This window comes from uncultured Campylobacter sp., assembly GCF_938040115.1.
In the GTDB taxonomy this organism is placed as follows: Bacteria; Campylobacterota; Campylobacteria; order Campylobacterales; family Campylobacteraceae; genus Campylobacter_A.
The window spans coordinates 1-15,997 of sequence record NZ_CALHXD010000293.1; the positions used below are offsets into that span (position 1 = coordinate 1).

Below are 15,997 nucleotides of genomic sequence, written 5' to 3' on the forward strand. Positions count from 1 at the left end.
TTTGGGGTCCAATTTGGCTAAATTTGTAAATTTGGCTTCAAATTTTACTCACCGAGATCCGCATCTTGAGAATACTAAATTTGGCTTCAAAGAATTTTTAAATTTTATGAGCGAAAAGCTTTCGTCCCGAAAATTTGAGCTGAGTTTGTAACGAAGCCAAATTTTCGTGCCGCGATTTATCGCGGGCGCGAGCGACAACCGCTTTGAGCGAGTAAAATTTTAAAAATTTTATAAAACTTATACTAAAATTAGTCCCTTGCACAAAGAATAACCGTTTAAGATTACTCTTTGCTTGTTGTAAAAGGGGTGGGGCTTGGATTTTGCTTCCTTTGCGGTCGCAACTGCAAAGCAGAGCGTAATTCAAGTCCTTCCCTCTTAACAAAGAAGCAAGACGGCGTCAAACAATCATTTTCGTTTAAAGAAATTTAAGGACATAACGTTAAATTTGACCAAAAACCAAATTTAATACTTTATAGACTCGAGTCTCGGTGCATAAAATTTCAAATTTTAGTCAAATTTAGCCTCAAATTTCAGCAAATTTTACTCTCCGTCCTCGATATTTTCCTGCATAAAAACCCGCATACTCGGAAACTCGAGCGCGCAAAGACAGCCAAAATCTTGCTTATAAACGCAGCCCGTGTCGATATTTGCGCTAAATTCCGTGATATCGGGGCTAGCGATCGGCGTATGGCCGTAGACATTAAAGACGCCTTCGTTTTGGCTAAAATCGCCTCTGCCGCAAAGTACATGCCGCCTAAACTCCGCCGCGCTATCGCCGTGCGAGTTACGTAGCGCCCACATCCGCCCAATCGCCGAATGCGACGCGACGAGCCGCCTGCCTTGTGCGTTTTTAAACTCGGCAAACTCCAAGTAAAGCGGTAAATTTGATAAAAACTCTATATGCGCGAGCTTCTGGGTGCGGCTAGCTTTATCGTAGGAGGCGAAAGTCTGCGCGCCGCCGTTTAGGTAAAACCAGCGCGGATCGCTAGGCGTTTCGCCGCGTAAAAATGCGTCTTTGTGTTGCAAAAGACGGTACTCGTGATTACCCATCACAGCCGCATAACCGCACCGCATCGCTAGCTGCACGACCTCAAAACTCCCCTCGCCGCGGTCTATCAGATCGCCCACGAAGCAAATTTTAGAATCAGCACCGCGCGGCAAGCGATCTATCAAGGTGCAAAGGGTTTTATAACAGCCGTGAACGTCGCCAATGAGGTAAATTTGGTCGCCATAATCATCTAACATTTTTATTTGCCTATCTTAATTTAGCTCAAATTTTAGCCATTTTTTATAAATTTTAAAGTCGTTTTCACGCCTACATACACTTAAATCCAAACAATATTTACCAAAAATCACATTTTTTATATAGTTTTTATTCTTTATCTCTTATAATATCATATAACCACAAAATTAATTTCTATATCTAAAGGAGGTTTAATAAATAACGGCGACGACTTCAAATTTAGTCATAGGCTTGGACGAGTACATTTAATGCAACACCAAAGACGAGATAACCAAATTTCATTTCAAGGGAGAAAAAATGAAAAGACGAAATTTCTTAAAGCTTAGTGCGCTAGCCGGCATCAGCCTGCAAGCTAACAGGATAGAGGGCGTAACTCAAACGCTTTTTGACCAGAAGAAAGTTTTTTGCGCAAATAGATTCGGTCCGTTTTACGCAAACGTAGTCAGCGGACAGATAACCAGCATAGATCCATTCGAAGCAGATAAATTCCCAAGCACTTTAAATAATGCCGTTGCAGACTGCGTCCAAAACGAAAGCAGAGTACTGTATCCTTGCGTTAGAAAGAGTTATCTGGAGAAAAAGGGGCCAAATAAACCCGAGCTTAGAGGCGAGGAGGAATTTGTAAGAGTTAGCTGGGATACGGCGCTTGATCTAGCTGCAAAAGCTCTAAAAGAAAATTTTGAAAAATATGGCTCCGAGAGCATCTACGGAGAGTGCTACTGGTGGGGCGGCAGCGGTAAAGTCAGCTGGGGTAGAGCTACGGCAAGAAGGATGCTAACGATACTAGGCGGCTTCGTCTCGGAGGACGGCAACTACTCCTATGGTGCTGGTCACGTTATCATGCCTCACGTTATCGGAACTATCGAGCCAAACGAAGTTCCTACAAAATGGGAAGCAGTACTAAAGTCTGCTAAAACGATAGTTTTTTGGGGAAGCAATCCCGTAGTAACCAATGAAATAGGCGTAGGCGCTCCTACTCACGAGGGCTACGACGTGTATGCCAAGCTAAAAGATATGAACGCAAAAGGCGAAAAGAAAATTTACGCCGTAGATACGTATAAAAACGACACCATCAGGTATCTAAACTCGGACTTTATAGGCGTGGTGCCGGGGACGGATACAGCCATGATGATAGGCATGTGCCACTATCTATACGAAAATAAACTATACGACGAAGCCTTTATAGGCAAATACACCGTTGGATTTAATAAATTTAAAGATTATTTCCTAGGCACTAACGACAAGGTGGTTAAAAATTTAGACTGGGCTAGCAAAATTTGCGGCGTAAGCGTCAAAAAGCTAGAGGAGCTATGCGTGTCGCTAGCTAAAAACGAGTCTTTGATAATAAGCGGTTTTGCCATCCAAAGACAAGATCACGGAGAGCAGTCGTATTGGGCTCTCATAACTCTAGCCTCGATGCTAGGGCACATAGGCAAGGAGGGCTGCGGCTTTATGACTTGCGATCAGGGGCATAAAACCAGCACGGATAGCTTTATAGCGCCGGCTCTAAAAGGCCTAAGCTCTGTTCCTAGCGAAAAATACACGAAAGAAGATAGCCCTTGGGTAAAAAACAAAGGCTACGTCATACCAAACAGTAGAATAATAGACGCATTGCTGAATCCAGGCCAAGAGATGCAAAGAAACGGCGAAATTTATAAACTCCCGCACATGAGAGTTTCCGTAAGCGCCAGCGGATCGATATTTACGAGACATCAGGATATAAACCGCGCGGTACAAGCGTGGAAAAAGCTCGATACCGTGATAACAATAGAGCCTTATTGGACTAGCGGAGCTAAGCTTAGCGACATAGTTCTGCCTGCAGCTATCGAGCCCGAGAGAAACGATATAGAGCAGTCAAACGCTACTGGCGAGTATATCTTTGCCATAAAACAAGCCGTTCAGCCTATGGGCGAGAGCAGGAGCGATTTTGAAATTTGCAAAGGAATTTGCAAGAGATGGGGCATGGAAGAGGTATTTACCGAGGGCAAGACCGAGATGGAGTGGATAAAAGAAATTTTCGCCGACGACATGGATCAAGCCAAAGCGCTCGGATACGATAATCTACCTACGTTTGACGAGTTTTGGGAAAAAGGATACGTAAAATTCGACAAAAAAGACGAAGAGAAAAAATACTACACTAGATTTGCGAATTTTAGAGAAAATCCAAATAAATTTAGACTTGGAACACCGTCGGGAAAGATCGAGATTTATTCGCCAGTCATCGCAAAAATGAAATACGACGACTGCTTTGGGCATCCGGCGTGGTTTGAGCCTACCGAGTGGCTCGGCGATAAAGAAAAAACAAAGAAATATCCACTCGCGCTCAATACTCCGCACTCCCGCTTTAGACTGCACTCTCAGCTGGATAACTCCATAGTTAGAAAGTATGCCGAAGTAAACGGCAGAGAGCCGATATTTATCAGCCAAAGCGCAGCCAAAAAACGCGGCATCGCAACGGGAGACGTGGTTAGGGTGTTTAACGACAGAGGCGAAATTTTATGCGGGGCGATAGTGAGCGACATAACCCAAGACGACGTCGTAATCGTATGTGAGGGCGCATGGTACGACCCTGAAGTCTACGGCAAAAAGAGCCTGTGCCAGCACGGATGTGTAAACGTGCTCACAAAAGACAAAGGCACAAGCAAGCTAGCACAAAGCAATATCGCGCATACGAATTTAGTCCAAGTCGAAAAATACAAAGGCGCGATAAGGCCTATCAGAGCGTTTTCTAAACCAAAAATCATAGGCGCTTAAATTTGCGGCGGGGTTCAGGCTCCGCCGTTTTTAATCTTGTAGCTTCGTGTGATTTTGTTTGCGGTAGCTTTATTTGGATCGTAAAATATCAAATTTACTGGCACACACGCAAGCACCGAGCTTGTAGGAATATTTGGAGATTATTCGTTTTATAGTTTTTATCCGCCCTGTCGTGCCTTTGTTAGTTAATACACAAATAAAAGCACCGCATAGACACTTTTTTGCGCCTTTAAATTTTGCTTGCTAGGTGCGCGTTAGAGCCACCACTCCTAAAACTAAATTAGCATAGATAAATTTGGGCACCCTCACTCGCCGACGACTAACATCACGCCAAGCGCTATCATGGTGACGCCGACGAAAAACTCCAAAATTTTCCATGCGGCCGGCTTTTGAAACAGCGAAGCTAAAAATCTAGCTCCGTATCCGAGCGAAAAGAAAAACGCAAACGACGCGCACATCGCGCCCGCGCCAAAGAGTCCCGCTCGCTCGCTAAATTTCGTAGAAACCGAGCCCAAAAGTACGACAGTATCAAGATATACGTGCGGGTTTAGCCACGTAAAAGCTAATGTGAGAAGCGCGGTTTTAACCGCTCCGTGCGTCTCCTCGCCGCCGGCCAAGAGCACATGCGATGCGCTAAACGCGCTATAAAGACTGCGCAGCCCGTAAATACTCAAAAATACAAATCCGCCCCAAAGCGCGGCCGTTTTGATAATAGGATAGCGCTCAACCACGTAGCCAAAACCCGACACTCCCGCAAAAATCAGCGCGGCGTCGCTAAGCGCGCAGATAGCGCAAACGAGAAAAACATGCTGTTTTTTGATGCCTTGTTTTAGCACGAAGGCGTTTTGCGCTCCAATAGCTAAAATAAGTGAAAGCCCGAGCGAAAATCCAGAGAAAAAGGCGTTGAAAGAAATCATTTTATCACTTATATTTTGTTTTTTAAATTTTGACCGAAATGCGTGTAACCAAAAACTCGGCGAAGTAAAATTTGCCGCACGCGTAGATTTTTGCAAATTTGCTCGCCGAATTTAGAAGTTCAAGATGCGGGTCTCGGCGAGTAAAATTTGAAGCCGAAATCTAAAAATTTGACTTCAAATTTAAATAAAGAACAATAAGGCGAAGTATCGCGAGATGATTTTTCGAGTTTTCTGCTTCACAAGCTCGCAGCTGCAAGTAGAAGAAGCAAAATTGAGCGTGCGCTAGGCATATAGCCTGCGGAGCGAAAATTTTGCGAAATCTCGGAAAAGCACTCGCGAGACGAGCCTTCCCAAAAGCAGCTTAACTTTCTTTTAGCAGTTTCGCCACCATCTGCTCGCTCTTTCCCTTATCGGTATCCTTTTTCGTCGCCTTATATATCCCGCTCACGTACTCCTCGAGCACCTCTTGCGAGTTTATGCGCGCGTCGCCCTCTTTTGGCCTTACTTTGGCGTATTCGCCGCTGTTTTGCAGCTCAAACGCCAGCTCGTTATCGCTAAGCTGCAAGCGCAAAAACTCGAGCAAGCGCTCTTGTAAATTTTTATCGATTATCGGCGTCATGAGCTCTAGGCGGCGCTCGAGATTTCGCGGCATCCAGTCGGCGGAGGCGATGTAAATTTGAGGCTCGGCGTGCCTAAAATAAAATATCCTCGCGTGCTCAAGGTATTTGCCGATGAGCGATCTCACGCGGATATTTTCGCTTAGGCCTTTCACGCCCGGACGCACGCAGCAGATGCCGCGCACGATGAGATCGATCTTTACGCCCGCACTACTAGCCTTTACCAGCGCGTCTATGATGTCGCTATCTACTAGCGCGTTCATCTTGGCCACGATCCTACCCTGCTCGCCGTGTGCGGTCTCGGCCTTTATCATCTCTAGCACGCGCTCTTTTATCTGCATCGGCGACATAGAGAGCGTCTGCAAGCGGCGGTTTTTAGAAAAGCCCGAAAGTATGTGAAAAAACGTCGTCGTATCGCTCGCAAACTCCGCCCTGCTCGTAAAATAGCTCACGTCGGTGTAAATTTTAGCCGAGCCGCCGTTGTAGTTGCCCGTGGAGAGATGCATGTAAAATTTGAGCTTGCCGCCCTCTTGACGGATGACTTGGCTCACTTTTGCGTGCACCTTAAAGCCCGTGATGCCGTATATCACGTGCGCGCCGGCGTCTTCTAGGGCCTTTGCCCAGTGCAGGTTATTTTCCTCATCAAATCTCGCCTTCAGCTCGACCATTACGGTTACTTGCTTGCCGTCGTTTGCGGCGTCGATGAGAGCCTGGATGATAGGCGAGTTTTTATCGACGCGGTAGAGCGTCATGCGGATCGAGATCACGCGCGGGTCTTTGCTCGCCTCTCTGATAAACTGCACGACGGGATCAAAGCTCTCGTAGGGATGCACGACTAGCACGTCTTCTTTATCGATGACGTCAAACATCGAGAGATGGCTGCTAAAGGGCGGCAATGTCTTTGGTGCGTACGGTGGTAGGCAAAGGTGCGAAAATTCTTTATTTCCCACGATCTGCCAGAGCGAATTTAACGTGAGCGGAACGGTGTACTCGTAGATATCCTTATAAAAAATCTTCATGTGCGAGTTTAGAAACTCGACTATCTCGGCATCGGCGTCCTTTTGTATCTGCATGCGCACAAAGGCGCCTTTTCGGCGCAGTTTAAGTCCCTGTTCGAGGATCATCATAAAATCATCCGCCTCTTCTTCCTCGATGACGATGTCGGCGTTTCTCGTGACTCTAAACGCCGCCGAGCTAAGCAGCTTGTAACCCGGGAAAATCTCCTCTGCGTGGCGGTGTACGATCGTTTCTATCGGCACGTAGACATTATCGGCCGCCTGATAAAACCTCGGCAAAACGCGCGAGATACGTATCATGCCAAATTTTATGATCTCTGGACTATCTGCGTCGGCAAGCTTGACAGCTAGGCTAAAGCTAAGGTTGTTTAGATGCGGATACGGATGCGTGGCGTCAACTGCGATAGGCACGATGACAGGCAAGATGTTTGAGAAAAAATACTCGTCGCATTTGGCGCGAAGTTCGGGCGAAATTTCGTCGTAATTTTTCATAAAAAGCCCGTTTTGCGCGAGCTCTTTTAGCGCGTCTTTATAGTGCTTTTCCACGAGTGCAAGCTCGTCTTTTATGTATTTTCTGATCTCTCTTAGCTGTTCGAGTGGACTCATGCCGTCGCTACCGCTAGCTGCGACTCCAGCGGCAAAAAGCTGCTTAAGCCCCGCGATGCGGATCATGTAAAATTCATCCAAATTAGTCATATAAATCGCGATAAATTTTAGCTTTTCAAGCGGCGGCAACACCTTTTCGCACTGAGCCAAAACGCGCGAGTTAAAGCGTAGCCAGCTAAGCTCGCGGTTGATAAAAACACTCTTTTTCTCATCCATTTTCCATCCTTTTTAAACTTTCATAAATTTTAGCGAATTTTCTCTTAAATCACGGCCTTTCCGAAAAGCCGTAAGTTTGTGTTATAATAAACGAAAAACAAATTAAGCTTCGGCAAAAATAGGCAAGGAAATAAGATGGAATATATTTGGGCGGTTACTATTTTATGCGTTGGCATGGCGGTCTTTTGGGTTTTAAAGAAAATTTCTATGTGATCGCATTTCAAATTTAACGAATGAATTTAGTGTTGTCGCAGTGATTTTTTATTTTGATTTTGAGTCAAATTTGACAAAGTTTTTAGAAATATTTTTAAATAGTTAAAAAGATGAAATTTGAGGTAAAAACGGCGGCGCAAATCGTCCGCCGCTATTAAATTAAAGATTATTTTCTTTTTTATACTCGGCTAAAAAGGCGTAGATTTCGTCTTTTAGTCTGAGTTTCTCGCGTTTTAGAGCATCCACTTCGGCATCGTTATAGACATTGCCTTTTTGCATTTCGGCGATCTTTTCGTCTAGCTCGTTGTGCTTATCAAAAAGTGATGTAAAGTGCGCGTTTGTACCTTTTAGCTTAGTTATAAGCTCTCTATCCTCATGAAACATCTTTGCTCCTTTAATTAAAGTTTGATTTAATTTTAGCGAATGTTATTTTAAGAGAGGGTTAAAAAGCGTCAAATTCGGAGCATTCCCTAAAATTTACGGTAGCTTAGTTTCGTCTCTAAATAGCTTAATTTTTTACGCTATTTAAATCCAAAAGATGCTTTTGTAAAATTTAAATTTTGGTAAGAGATCAAATCAATCCCTGATTTTAGCATTAAATTTACGGCTGTCTAGGCAAAGGCAAAATTAAAATACGCATAAATCGTCTCAAATTTTAGACGTATTTTAGCTCTTCTGGCTTATGTCTGCTTTTTATGACTCGTTTGGTTAGGCGTATCGACTCGCCAGTGCCGATGACTAGTAGCTTCGTGCCAGTGCCGATTAGCGTATCGCCCTTTGGCATCGGAATAAATTTGTTATTTACGTCTTTGATGCCAACGACGTCGGCGTTTGTTATGTTTCGCAAGTTAGTTTCTTTTAGGCGTTTAAAGCGTACCCACGAATAATCAGGCACCAATATCTCCTCTATGTCGATCGGCGAGTCTTGCTTATACAAAAACTGCTCGAGCAAATTTTCCATATCGGGTCGCACGCTCATGGCGCTAAGGCGCTGGGCGACTAGCTTTGACGGGCTCACGACGCTATTTGCGCCGAGTTTTTTTAGGCGCTCGGTATCGTCTTGGTTGTCGGAGTTTGTCATTATAAAATAAGGCTTTTTGCGCCCGATCTCTTTTTCATATAGCCTCACGGTGGCGATAAGGGCGATGTTATCTGCGATGTTTGAACTTAGCGTGATCATGCCTTTTGCGCTTGAAAAATGCGTCTTTAAAAGCGCAGTTTGCGTGTGCGGCTGAGAGACGATATAGTATGGATACTTGTATTTTTCCGCGATTTCCGGCAGATCCTCGCGCGGATCGATAACGATGAAAGGAATATGATTTTCCCTAAATTCGCGGCTTAATTCCATTGTGTATTGGTTGTGATAGCAGATGACAAAGTGGTTTTTTAGTCTTGCGATCTTGTATAGCATTCGTCTTTCCTTTATGATCGCTACGAGCGCGCCTTTTTTTAAAACTTCGAGCATCAAACCCGTAGAAAACGTAAAAACGGCAAAGCCTAGCAAAATAAAAGTGATAGTAAAAATCCGGCCGGCCGGAGAAATAGGTGCGACCTCGGTAAAACCGACGGTCGTAAAAGTCATACCAGCCTGATAAATCGCGTCTATCAGGCTAAAATTATCGATCGTGACGTAACCCATCGCTCCGATCATCATCATCAAAACGACTAAGATGAGCGGTAAGCGAAACGGGCGAAGTTGTTCGTAAAGTTCGGTATTAAGACTAATTTGAGGTTTGGCGGAACTTGACCAGTTGAGGAATTTTAAAATCTTTCTAAACAAAGACAACTCCTCAAATTTGCGGTAAATTTAGCGTGACTGTTTTCTCATTGTTCTTAGCGTAGAAGCAGCTACTTTGATCTTTCTCGTAGTGCCGTCCTCTAGCGTAACGCGGATGGTTCTTAGGTTTGGTAAAAACCTTCTTTTTGTTCTGTTTTTGGCGTGGCTGACGTTGTTGCCTACCATCGGACCTTTACCTGTTATTGCGCATACTCTTGACATATTTGTTTCCTTAAAAATAAAAATTTCTGCTGATTTTATCCAAAATAAACAAAATAAAAGCTTAAAGCCGCTTTTACAAACGCGTTAGTTTTTAAACTGAATTTATGGATAAAAAAGCTAAAATAACAAAATTTAAACACGGTTAAATTTTAAAAAATTACCGGCTCGATTTACGTAAAAAATATCATTTTTTTAGGAAATTCTTTTATCTTATGAGATTAGATTTTAAAGACGACGTAGCTATATTTTATCCTTCCGGCTTTTTAGACGGCGATATCGATAAATACGAAATCAGCGACGCAAATATAAAATATCTACGCCAAAAAGCTCCGCGTCATATCCTAATATCGCTTAAAAATACCGTTTATTTTAATAAGGTAGGCTTTAATCTAATCCTTGAATCCATCTCAAGAATAACAAAGGAAAGCGATGCGGACATAGGCTTTTGCGACTACAATGAGATAAAATTTAAAGCCCTAAAAAGAATGTCTAAAGATGTTTTAAATTTATCTTTTTTTGAGACGCTCAGCGTTGCGCTTTTATTTTGGGGGAAGTTTGAATCGGAAAACAAACAAATCATCGTTTTTAACGCCGATACCGAGCAAAAACGCCAGATTGCGCTAACATTATCAGGGCGCGGATACAAACCGGTTATCGCAAAAGACGAGGAAGAATTTAACCGTTTACATAAAGATTTCGAATGCGCCATCCGCCTCACCGATATAAAATCAAACAAGAAAGAATTATCCACTACCCTTAAAGAAAACGTCGTCGTTTACGAGATAAACGGCTTTATCGACTCGGAATTTGCAGACAAATTCGCTTATAAAAGTTTCCTGCAATCGCTAAAAATCGGCTTTAAATTTTTTGTTTTTGATATGAAAAAATCAAGTTTTATAAATATTCACGGCGTGTCGTTTTTAGCAAAACTTGCGATGGAGTGTGCCGATAGTGGCGCAACTATAGCTATGTGCGGACTAAAAAAATCCAATGTCTCAAAAGCCTTACTTCATGATTTAGAGGACTGCGGGATACTACTTTACGATACGATCCAGGATTTTTTCAATGACGACGCGACGATAGAAGGCGGCGGCAGTATAGAAGACGAAAAACCTAAAAACATAACAAAAGAATTAATAGATCTTTTACCGGATATCTTAAAAGTAGTGATGGACACACTAGCGTCTTTGTCAAATTTGCCTATTTCTCGCAAGAGTACCGAAATAACAAATTTTAGTTGCGACGAGGAGAAATTATGTATGGGCTCGGTAGCGTTTTACGGCGAGACGAATGCCAAATTTATCCTCTGCGTCGAAAAAAACGCCGTTAGTAGTATCTGCAAAATTTTACTCCAAGAAGGCGGTGAAGCAAGCATAACCGAAGCATATGCAGACCTGCTTAGCGTCATCTCAGACCGCATTGAGGCATGGCTAAAGAGCCGAAAGATAGAGGCGAATTTCACCTTGCCGCATGTTTTTGAAGAGATCAAAGAGGAAGACAAAAAAAACAAAGGCGCCCTCGTACGACTCGACATAGACGGCATGGACGCGATATTTTTTCTAAGCAAATAAAGGACACTAAAATGTATGTAGCACCGAGTATTTTATCGGCTGATTTTGGAAATTTAAGAGCCGAGATCGAGGCAATCTGCGAGGCTGGAGCCGATCTCGTGCATGTTGACGTGATGGACGGGCATTTCGTGCCAAATTTGACAATCGGCCCGGTGGTCGTAAATGCCGTCGCAAAAGCCGCCACAAAGCCGCTAGATATACACCTAATGGTGCAAAATAACACTTTTTTCGCCGATCTTTTTTTGCCTCTGAAGCCTAAATTTTTAAGCTTTCACATCGAGGAGGAAAAGCACCCGCTGCGTCTAATCGATCACATCCGTAGCCACGGCACGGGGCCCGCGATAGTGCTAAACCCGCACACGCCGGTATCGGCGATCGAGCACATCGTAAACGAGGTCGATATGGTGCTGCTAATGAGCGTAAATCCGGGATTTGGCGGGCAAAAATTTATCCCTTCGGTACTTGAAAAAGCTCGCAGTTTGCGCGAAATGATCGAGCGCAAAAACGCAAAATGCATGATCGAAGTAGACGGCGGCGTGACGGGACTAAACGTCGCGCAGCTCGATGAAGCGGGCGTAGATATCGTCGTGGCGGGCAGTTATATATTTTCGTCAAATTCATACGAGCACTCTATCCGCTCGCTAAAGCTCGAGTTTTGAACCAAGATTTCGAAGCCCTACTCGCCGTCATCGCCAAACGAAACATAGCCTACGCGGACTTTGTCGCCGCAACCAAGCAAATGGACGAATACTCCGAGCTTTTCGACGTTCGCGACGTGCAGATGTGGCGCGCGCTTGGGCTTGACATAACCCGCACCGCAAAAAACCAAATCGAGCTAAAAACGCGGCGCAATGAAATAAAAGATCAAATTTTTTGCGTCGTGGATATAGAAACTAGCGGCGGCATAAATAGTGGCCAGATCATCGAAATCGGCGCGCTAAAGCTACAAAACGGAGAAATAATCGGCAAATTTGAAACATTCGTGTACGCGCCCTACGTCCCGGAAAATATCAGCGAACTAACGGGAATCACCGCAGAGCACCTAAAAAACGCACCCAGCCTAGCCTTCGTCATGGAGCAGTTTAAAGTCTTTTTAGGTCAGAGCGTTTTTGTGGCGCACAACGTTCGCTTTGACTACGGCTTTATTAGCGCGACGCTGGAGGCACTAGGATACGGCGAGCTATTAAATCGCAAGCTCTGCACGATCGATCTAGCCCGCCGCACTATCGCCTCGCCAAAATACGGCCTAGGAACGCTAAAAGAAATTTTAGGCATCGACAATACCCACCACAGAGCTCTTAACGACGCTATCGCGGCTGCTGAAATTTTTAAACACTCCCTGCAAAAACTCCCAAGCGAAGTAAAAACGACCGAGGATCTAATAGAGTTTAGCAAATCGGCTAAAACGATGAAGCGACTAAAAATCACAACGAATGAAGCCGGCGAGTCGGTCAAATTTGACGACGCTGTGCAGACTGATAAATTTGACGATAATAAAAATTTGAGCGCCGCGAATGTTGCGCGAAATTTAAACATCGGCAGTAAAACACAAAAAGTAAAAGAGCCTAAACTCCCGATATTTGATGAGTAAATTTAACTAAATTTGCCGTAGTTAAATTTGATAAATTTAAAGCCAAATACAAACTCGCAAAAGCATCCGCTGCCTCTGCCTGCCCTATAAAAATCTTACAAATTTTCAAATTTAACAGAATAAAAAGAATAATTTTATAAAAATAGCAGCCTAGATCGGCGCAAATTTAACCTACTCGCCGACTCGCTCGCCGTTTATACGCACGATCCTAGCGGGGATGCCTACAACCGTGGCGTTATCGGGCACGTCTTTTAGCACTACCGAGTTTGCGCCTATTTTGGCGTTTTCGCCGATTAGGATATTTCCCAGCACCTTTGCGCCGGCTGCTATCGTGACGCCGTTTTTTACGGTCGGGTGGCGCTTGCAGCACTCTTTGCCCGTGCCGCCCAGAGTTACTTGATGATAGATCAGCACGTCATCGCCCACCTCGGCCGTCTCGCCGATAACCACGCCCATGCCGTGATCGATAAAAAGCCGCCTGCCGATCTTGGCGCCCGGATGTATCTCGATGCCAGTTAAAAAACGCGACATCTGAGAGATGAAGCGCGCCGTAAATCGCCAGTTTTTAATGTGTAAAAAGTGCGCGAATCTATGAAAAAAGACGGCATGGATGCCCGGAGTGTTAACGAGGATCGCCCCGTAGCAGCACGAGGCTACCGACGGGTCCTTTTCGCGTACGGTCGCGACTAGTTCGTTTAGTTCGGCTATCAGTCCCAAATCACGCCTCGTAAAGCGGAGTGCTGAGATATCTCTCGCCGTTATCGGGAGCTATGAAAAGCACCTTTTTGCCCTTGCCTAGCCTCCTTGCGACCTTCACCGCGGCCGCCAGAGCCGCGCCGCCCGAGATACCCAGCAAGATACCCTCCTCTTTAGCCAGCTTTCTAGCCGTCTCAAAGGCCTCATCGTTATCCACGCGCTCTATCTCGTCGATATAGGCGGTCTCAAGCGTAGCCGGGATAAAGCCCGCGCCGATACCCTGGATCTTATGCGGGCCCGGCTTTTCGCCCGAGATCACGGCGGAGTCGTTTGGCTCGACGGCTACGATTTTAGTCCTATAGCCGTTTGCTTTTAGTGCTCTAGCCGTGCCGCTTAGCGTGCCGCCAGTGCCTACGCCAGCTACAAACGCGTCAAGCTCTTTAAAGTCGTCCATTATCTCTTTTGCCGTAGTTAGCTCGTGAGCCTGCGGGTTAAATTTATTTTCAAACTGGCTTAGCATTACGTAGCCTTTTTCTCGCACGAGCTCGGTCGCTTTTTCGATCGCACCTTTCATACCCTTTGCACCCTCGGTTAGTACTAGCTCAGCGCCGTAGGCCTTTTGCAGCTTGCGTCTTTCTATACTCATGGTTTCAGGCATCACTAGCACGACCTTGTATCCTAGTGCCGCGCCGACCATGGCTGCGCCTATGCCGGTGTTGCCGCTAGTCGGCTCCACGATGACGTTGCCTTTTTTTAGCGCGCCCTCTTTTTGCATACTTACGATCATATTTGCGGCGATTCTATCTTTTACCGAGCCTCCCGGGTTAAAAAACTCAAGCTTTGCATAAATTTCAGCCATGCCCTCTTCGTGCACGCTGTTTATCCTTACGATCGGGGTTTTACCGATGGTTTGAACGATGTTTTCATATATCATTTAGACTCCTTTTGAAAAAATCGTGTAATAATAACTTCTTTTTCCATAAATATAAATAAAATATAAAAAAATAAATTTTCTTTTATATTTCAGCCTAAAATTTAGCTCGCACTCTCTATGATTTTTAGCGTTTTTAAGCTGTCTTCTATGCTAGCGCCCACGCTTTTCTTGTCGCCTAAAAGACGCACGAAGTCCTCTAGCTCGCTTGTTAGCGGATCGGTTCTTTTGACGAATATATTTTGCATTTTGCACGCGCTTGCGTCAAATTCGCTAAATTTAACAAGGCTCTGATTTAGTAAATCAGCCTCATAAACCGCCCCTTTGCACGCGACCTCGATCATTCTTTTGCGTCTGTGCGCTAGCCAGCTAGTAGCGATGAGAGCCGTTATCTCGCCCTCAAGCTCAAACGACAAAACCGCGTTGTCTTCAAATTTGGCGTGGATTTTGCGTGAGCTTTTTATATCCGCGATTTTTATCTCTTTGCCGCTTAAAAACCTAATGAGATCTATATCGTGCACGGCTAGATCAGCCAGTATCCCAACGTCCGCGATTCGCTGCGGAAAGGGAGAGTTTCTGGTTATTTGCACGCTATAAATTTCCTCGTTTTCAAGCTCTTTTTTTAGCGCTACGATCGCGGGATTAAAGCGCTCGACGTGCCCGACGGCCACTTTTAAATTTCTCTTTTGCGCTTCCTCAAGTAAAATTTGAGCGTCCATAGCATTTGCGCAAACGGGCTTTTCGATGAGCAAATTTAGCCCCTTTTGCATGCATTTTAGCGCCGCTTCTTTATGTAGCGAGGTCGGCGTAGCGATGACGGCGGCGTCTAAATTTTCGCTCTCTAGCATCTCGTCAAGACCCAAGTAAATTTTTTGCGCGAAATTTTCCTTGCAAAACGGATCGCAAAGAGCGGCTATCTGCACGCCAGCGACGTTTTGCAGCGCGCGGTAGTGGTTTTTGCCCATGACGCCAAGACCTATGAGCGCAAATTTAAGCATTATTTATAACCTCGATGACATAGTCTTGCTCCTCTTTGGTTACAAACGCAGACATCGGTAGCGCCATTATATCCTGCGCTACCGCTTCACTCACGGCAAAATCCCCAAGCTTATAGCCAAGATCCTTAAACACCTCTTGCAAATGCAGTGGCACGGGGTAATAAACTCCCGTCGGCACGCCTTTTTGCGCGCAGATTTCTAGCATTTTCGCTCTATCTTTTACGCGGATGCAGTACTGCGCCCACGCCGAGACGTTGCCCTCCGCGACGAAAGGCGCTACGACGCCCTTTAGTTCGCCAGTATATCTCGCCGCGATCTCTTGGCGTTTTGCAATTTCGGCGTCAAGGTATTTTAGCTTGACGTTTAAAATGCCCGCCTGGATGGCGTCGAGTCTGCCGTTTATACCGATGTATTTGTGGATGTAGCGCTCGGACTGGCCGTGATTTAGCAGGATGCGCATTTTTTCGTTTAGGGCGTCGTCGTCCGTAAATATCGCTCCGCCATCGCCGTAGCAACCAAGCGGCTTAGCCGGAAAAAACGAGGTAGTAGCGATGCGCGAGAGATTGCAGGACTTTACGCCGTTTTGGCTCGCGCCAAAGCTTTGCGCCGCATCTTCTATGACGGTTAAG

At 45.1% G+C, this 15,997-nt stretch carries 14 protein-coding genes; 4 read left to right on the top strand and 10 right to left on the bottom strand.

Annotation, left to right across the window (positions count from 1 at the left end):
- Window positions 1-540 precede the first annotated feature (540 nt).
- Window positions 541-1,245: a metallophosphoesterase gene (locus Q0314_RS09820; RefSeq protein WP_298058613.1), complete on the bottom strand. Its 705-nt coding sequence runs from the start codon at window positions 1,243-1,245 to the stop codon at window positions 541-543.
- Between the two features lie 295 nt (window positions 1,246-1,540).
- Between Q0314_RS09820 and Q0314_RS09825 the strand changes: the two genes are divergently transcribed.
- On the top strand, window positions 1,541-3,997 hold the full coding sequence (locus tag Q0314_RS09825; RefSeq protein ID WP_298058614.1) for a molybdopterin-dependent oxidoreductase: 2,457 nt from the start codon (window positions 1,541-1,543) through the stop codon (window positions 3,995-3,997).
- 305 nt (window positions 3,998-4,302) lie between these two features.
- On the opposite strand, the gene Q0314_RS09830 is transcribed toward Q0314_RS09825, so the two are convergent.
- The 5 genes from Q0314_RS09830 to rpmB form a co-directional block, all read right to left on the bottom strand.
- Entirely contained in the window at window positions 4,303-4,914 is a 612-nt protein-coding gene (locus Q0314_RS09830; protein WP_298058615.1) for a LysE/ArgO family amino acid transporter, read from the bottom strand.
- A 361-nt stretch (window positions 4,915-5,275) separates the two neighbouring features.
- Complete coding sequence (locus Q0314_RS09835) at window positions 5,276-7,369, bottom strand: RNA degradosome polyphosphate kinase (protein WP_298058617.1); 2,094 nt, start codon at window positions 7,367-7,369, stop codon at window positions 5,276-5,278.
- A gap of 372 nt (window positions 7,370-7,741) precedes the next feature.
- The gene (locus Q0314_RS09840) at window positions 7,742-7,966 is read right to left on the bottom strand and encodes a YdcH family protein (RefSeq protein ID WP_298058618.1); all 225 of its coding nucleotides are present in this window, start codon (window positions 7,964-7,966) and stop codon (window positions 7,742-7,744) included.
- A gap of 271 nt (window positions 7,967-8,237) precedes the next feature.
- Window positions 8,238-9,368 (bottom strand): potassium channel protein, encoded by a 1,131-nt coding sequence (locus tag Q0314_RS09845; RefSeq protein ID WP_298058620.1) that lies wholly within the window; start codon window positions 9,366-9,368, stop codon window positions 8,238-8,240.
- Window positions 9,369-9,389: 21 nt separating this feature from the next.
- Window positions 9,390-9,581 carry a 50S ribosomal protein L28 gene (gene rpmB, locus Q0314_RS09850; RefSeq protein ID WP_002945979.1) on the bottom strand — a complete coding sequence of 64 codons (192 nt, stop codon included), beginning with the start codon at window positions 9,579-9,581 and terminating at the stop codon, window positions 9,390-9,392.
- Between the two features lie 212 nt (window positions 9,582-9,793).
- Between rpmB and Q0314_RS09855 the strand changes: the two genes are divergently transcribed.
- The 3 genes from Q0314_RS09855 to Q0314_RS09865 are packed head-to-tail and all read left to right on the top strand — an operon-like array spanning window position 9,794 to window position 12,743.
- The gene (locus Q0314_RS09855; RefSeq protein ID WP_298058622.1) at window positions 9,794-11,152 is read left to right on the top strand and encodes an STAS domain-containing protein; all 1,359 of its coding nucleotides are present in this window, start codon (window positions 9,794-9,796) and stop codon (window positions 11,150-11,152) included.
- Between the two features lie 11 nt (window positions 11,153-11,163).
- The gene (rpe, locus tag Q0314_RS09860; protein ID WP_298058623.1) at window positions 11,164-11,811 is read left to right on the top strand and encodes a ribulose-phosphate 3-epimerase; all 648 of its coding nucleotides are present in this window, start codon (window positions 11,164-11,166) and stop codon (window positions 11,809-11,811) included.
- A complete protein-coding gene (locus Q0314_RS09865; RefSeq protein ID WP_298058625.1) occupies window positions 11,808-12,743 on the top strand; it encodes a 3'-5' exonuclease in 936 nt (311 codons plus the stop codon). Before rpe ends, Q0314_RS09865 begins: the two co-directional genes overlap by 4 nt.
- Window positions 12,744-12,914: 171 nt before the next feature.
- Here the strand turns inward: Q0314_RS09865 and cysE are convergent, their stop codons facing one another.
- The 4 genes from cysE to Q0314_RS09885 form a co-directional block, all read right to left on the bottom strand.
- Complete coding sequence (cysE, locus tag Q0314_RS09870) at window positions 12,915-13,460, bottom strand: serine O-acetyltransferase (RefSeq protein ID WP_298058627.1); 546 nt, start codon at window positions 13,458-13,460, stop codon at window positions 12,915-12,917.
- Window position 13,461: 1 nt separating this feature from the next.
- Complete coding sequence (gene cysK, locus Q0314_RS09875; protein ID WP_298058628.1) at window positions 13,462-14,373, bottom strand: cysteine synthase A; 912 nt, start codon at window positions 14,371-14,373, stop codon at window positions 13,462-13,464.
- A gap of 101 nt (window positions 14,374-14,474) precedes the next feature.
- On the bottom strand, window positions 14,475-15,368 hold the full coding sequence (locus tag Q0314_RS09880) for a Gfo/Idh/MocA family oxidoreductase (RefSeq protein ID WP_298058629.1): 894 nt from the start codon (window positions 15,366-15,368) through the stop codon (window positions 14,475-14,477).
- The coding region (locus Q0314_RS09885) for a DegT/DnrJ/EryC1/StrS family aminotransferase (RefSeq protein ID WP_298058631.1) at window positions 15,361-15,997 on the bottom strand (637 nt) is incomplete at its 5' end. The genes Q0314_RS09880 and Q0314_RS09885, both read right to left, overlap by 8 nt.

Bases quoted from the DNA above. Each gene is read 5' to 3' on its own strand.
- Q0314_RS09835 (WP_298058617.1), bottom strand. From the start codon at position 7,369: ATGGATGAGAAAAAGAGTGTTTTTATCAACCGCGAGCTTAGCTGGCTA.
- rpe (WP_298058623.1), top strand. From the start codon at position 11,164: ATGTATGTAGCACCGAGTATTTTATCGGCTGATTTTGGAAATTTAAGA.
- rpmB (WP_002945979.1), bottom strand. From the start codon at position 9,581: ATGTCAAGAGTATGCGCAATAACAGGTAAAGGTCCGATGGTAGGCAAC.
- Q0314_RS09830 (WP_298058615.1), bottom strand. From the start codon at position 4,914: ATGATTTCTTTCAACGCCTTTTTCTCTGGATTTTCGCTCGGGCTTTCA.
- Q0314_RS09855 (WP_298058622.1), top strand. From the start codon at position 9,794: ATGAGATTAGATTTTAAAGACGACGTAGCTATATTTTATCCTTCCGGC.
- Q0314_RS09820 (WP_298058613.1), bottom strand. From the start codon at position 1,245: ATGTTAGATGATTATGGCGACCAAATTTACCTCATTGGCGACGTTCAC.
- Q0314_RS09825 (WP_298058614.1), top strand. From the start codon at position 1,541: ATGAAAAGACGAAATTTCTTAAAGCTTAGTGCGCTAGCCGGCATCAGC.
- Q0314_RS09840 (WP_298058618.1), bottom strand. From the start codon at position 7,966: ATGTTTCATGAGGATAGAGAGCTTATAACTAAGCTAAAAGGTACAAAC.
- Q0314_RS09880 (WP_298058629.1), bottom strand. From the start codon at position 15,368: ATGCTTAAATTTGCGCTCATAGGTCTTGGCGTCATGGGCAAAAACCAC.
- cysK (WP_298058628.1), bottom strand. From the start codon at position 14,373: ATGATATATGAAAACATCGTTCAAACCATCGGTAAAACCCCGATCGTA.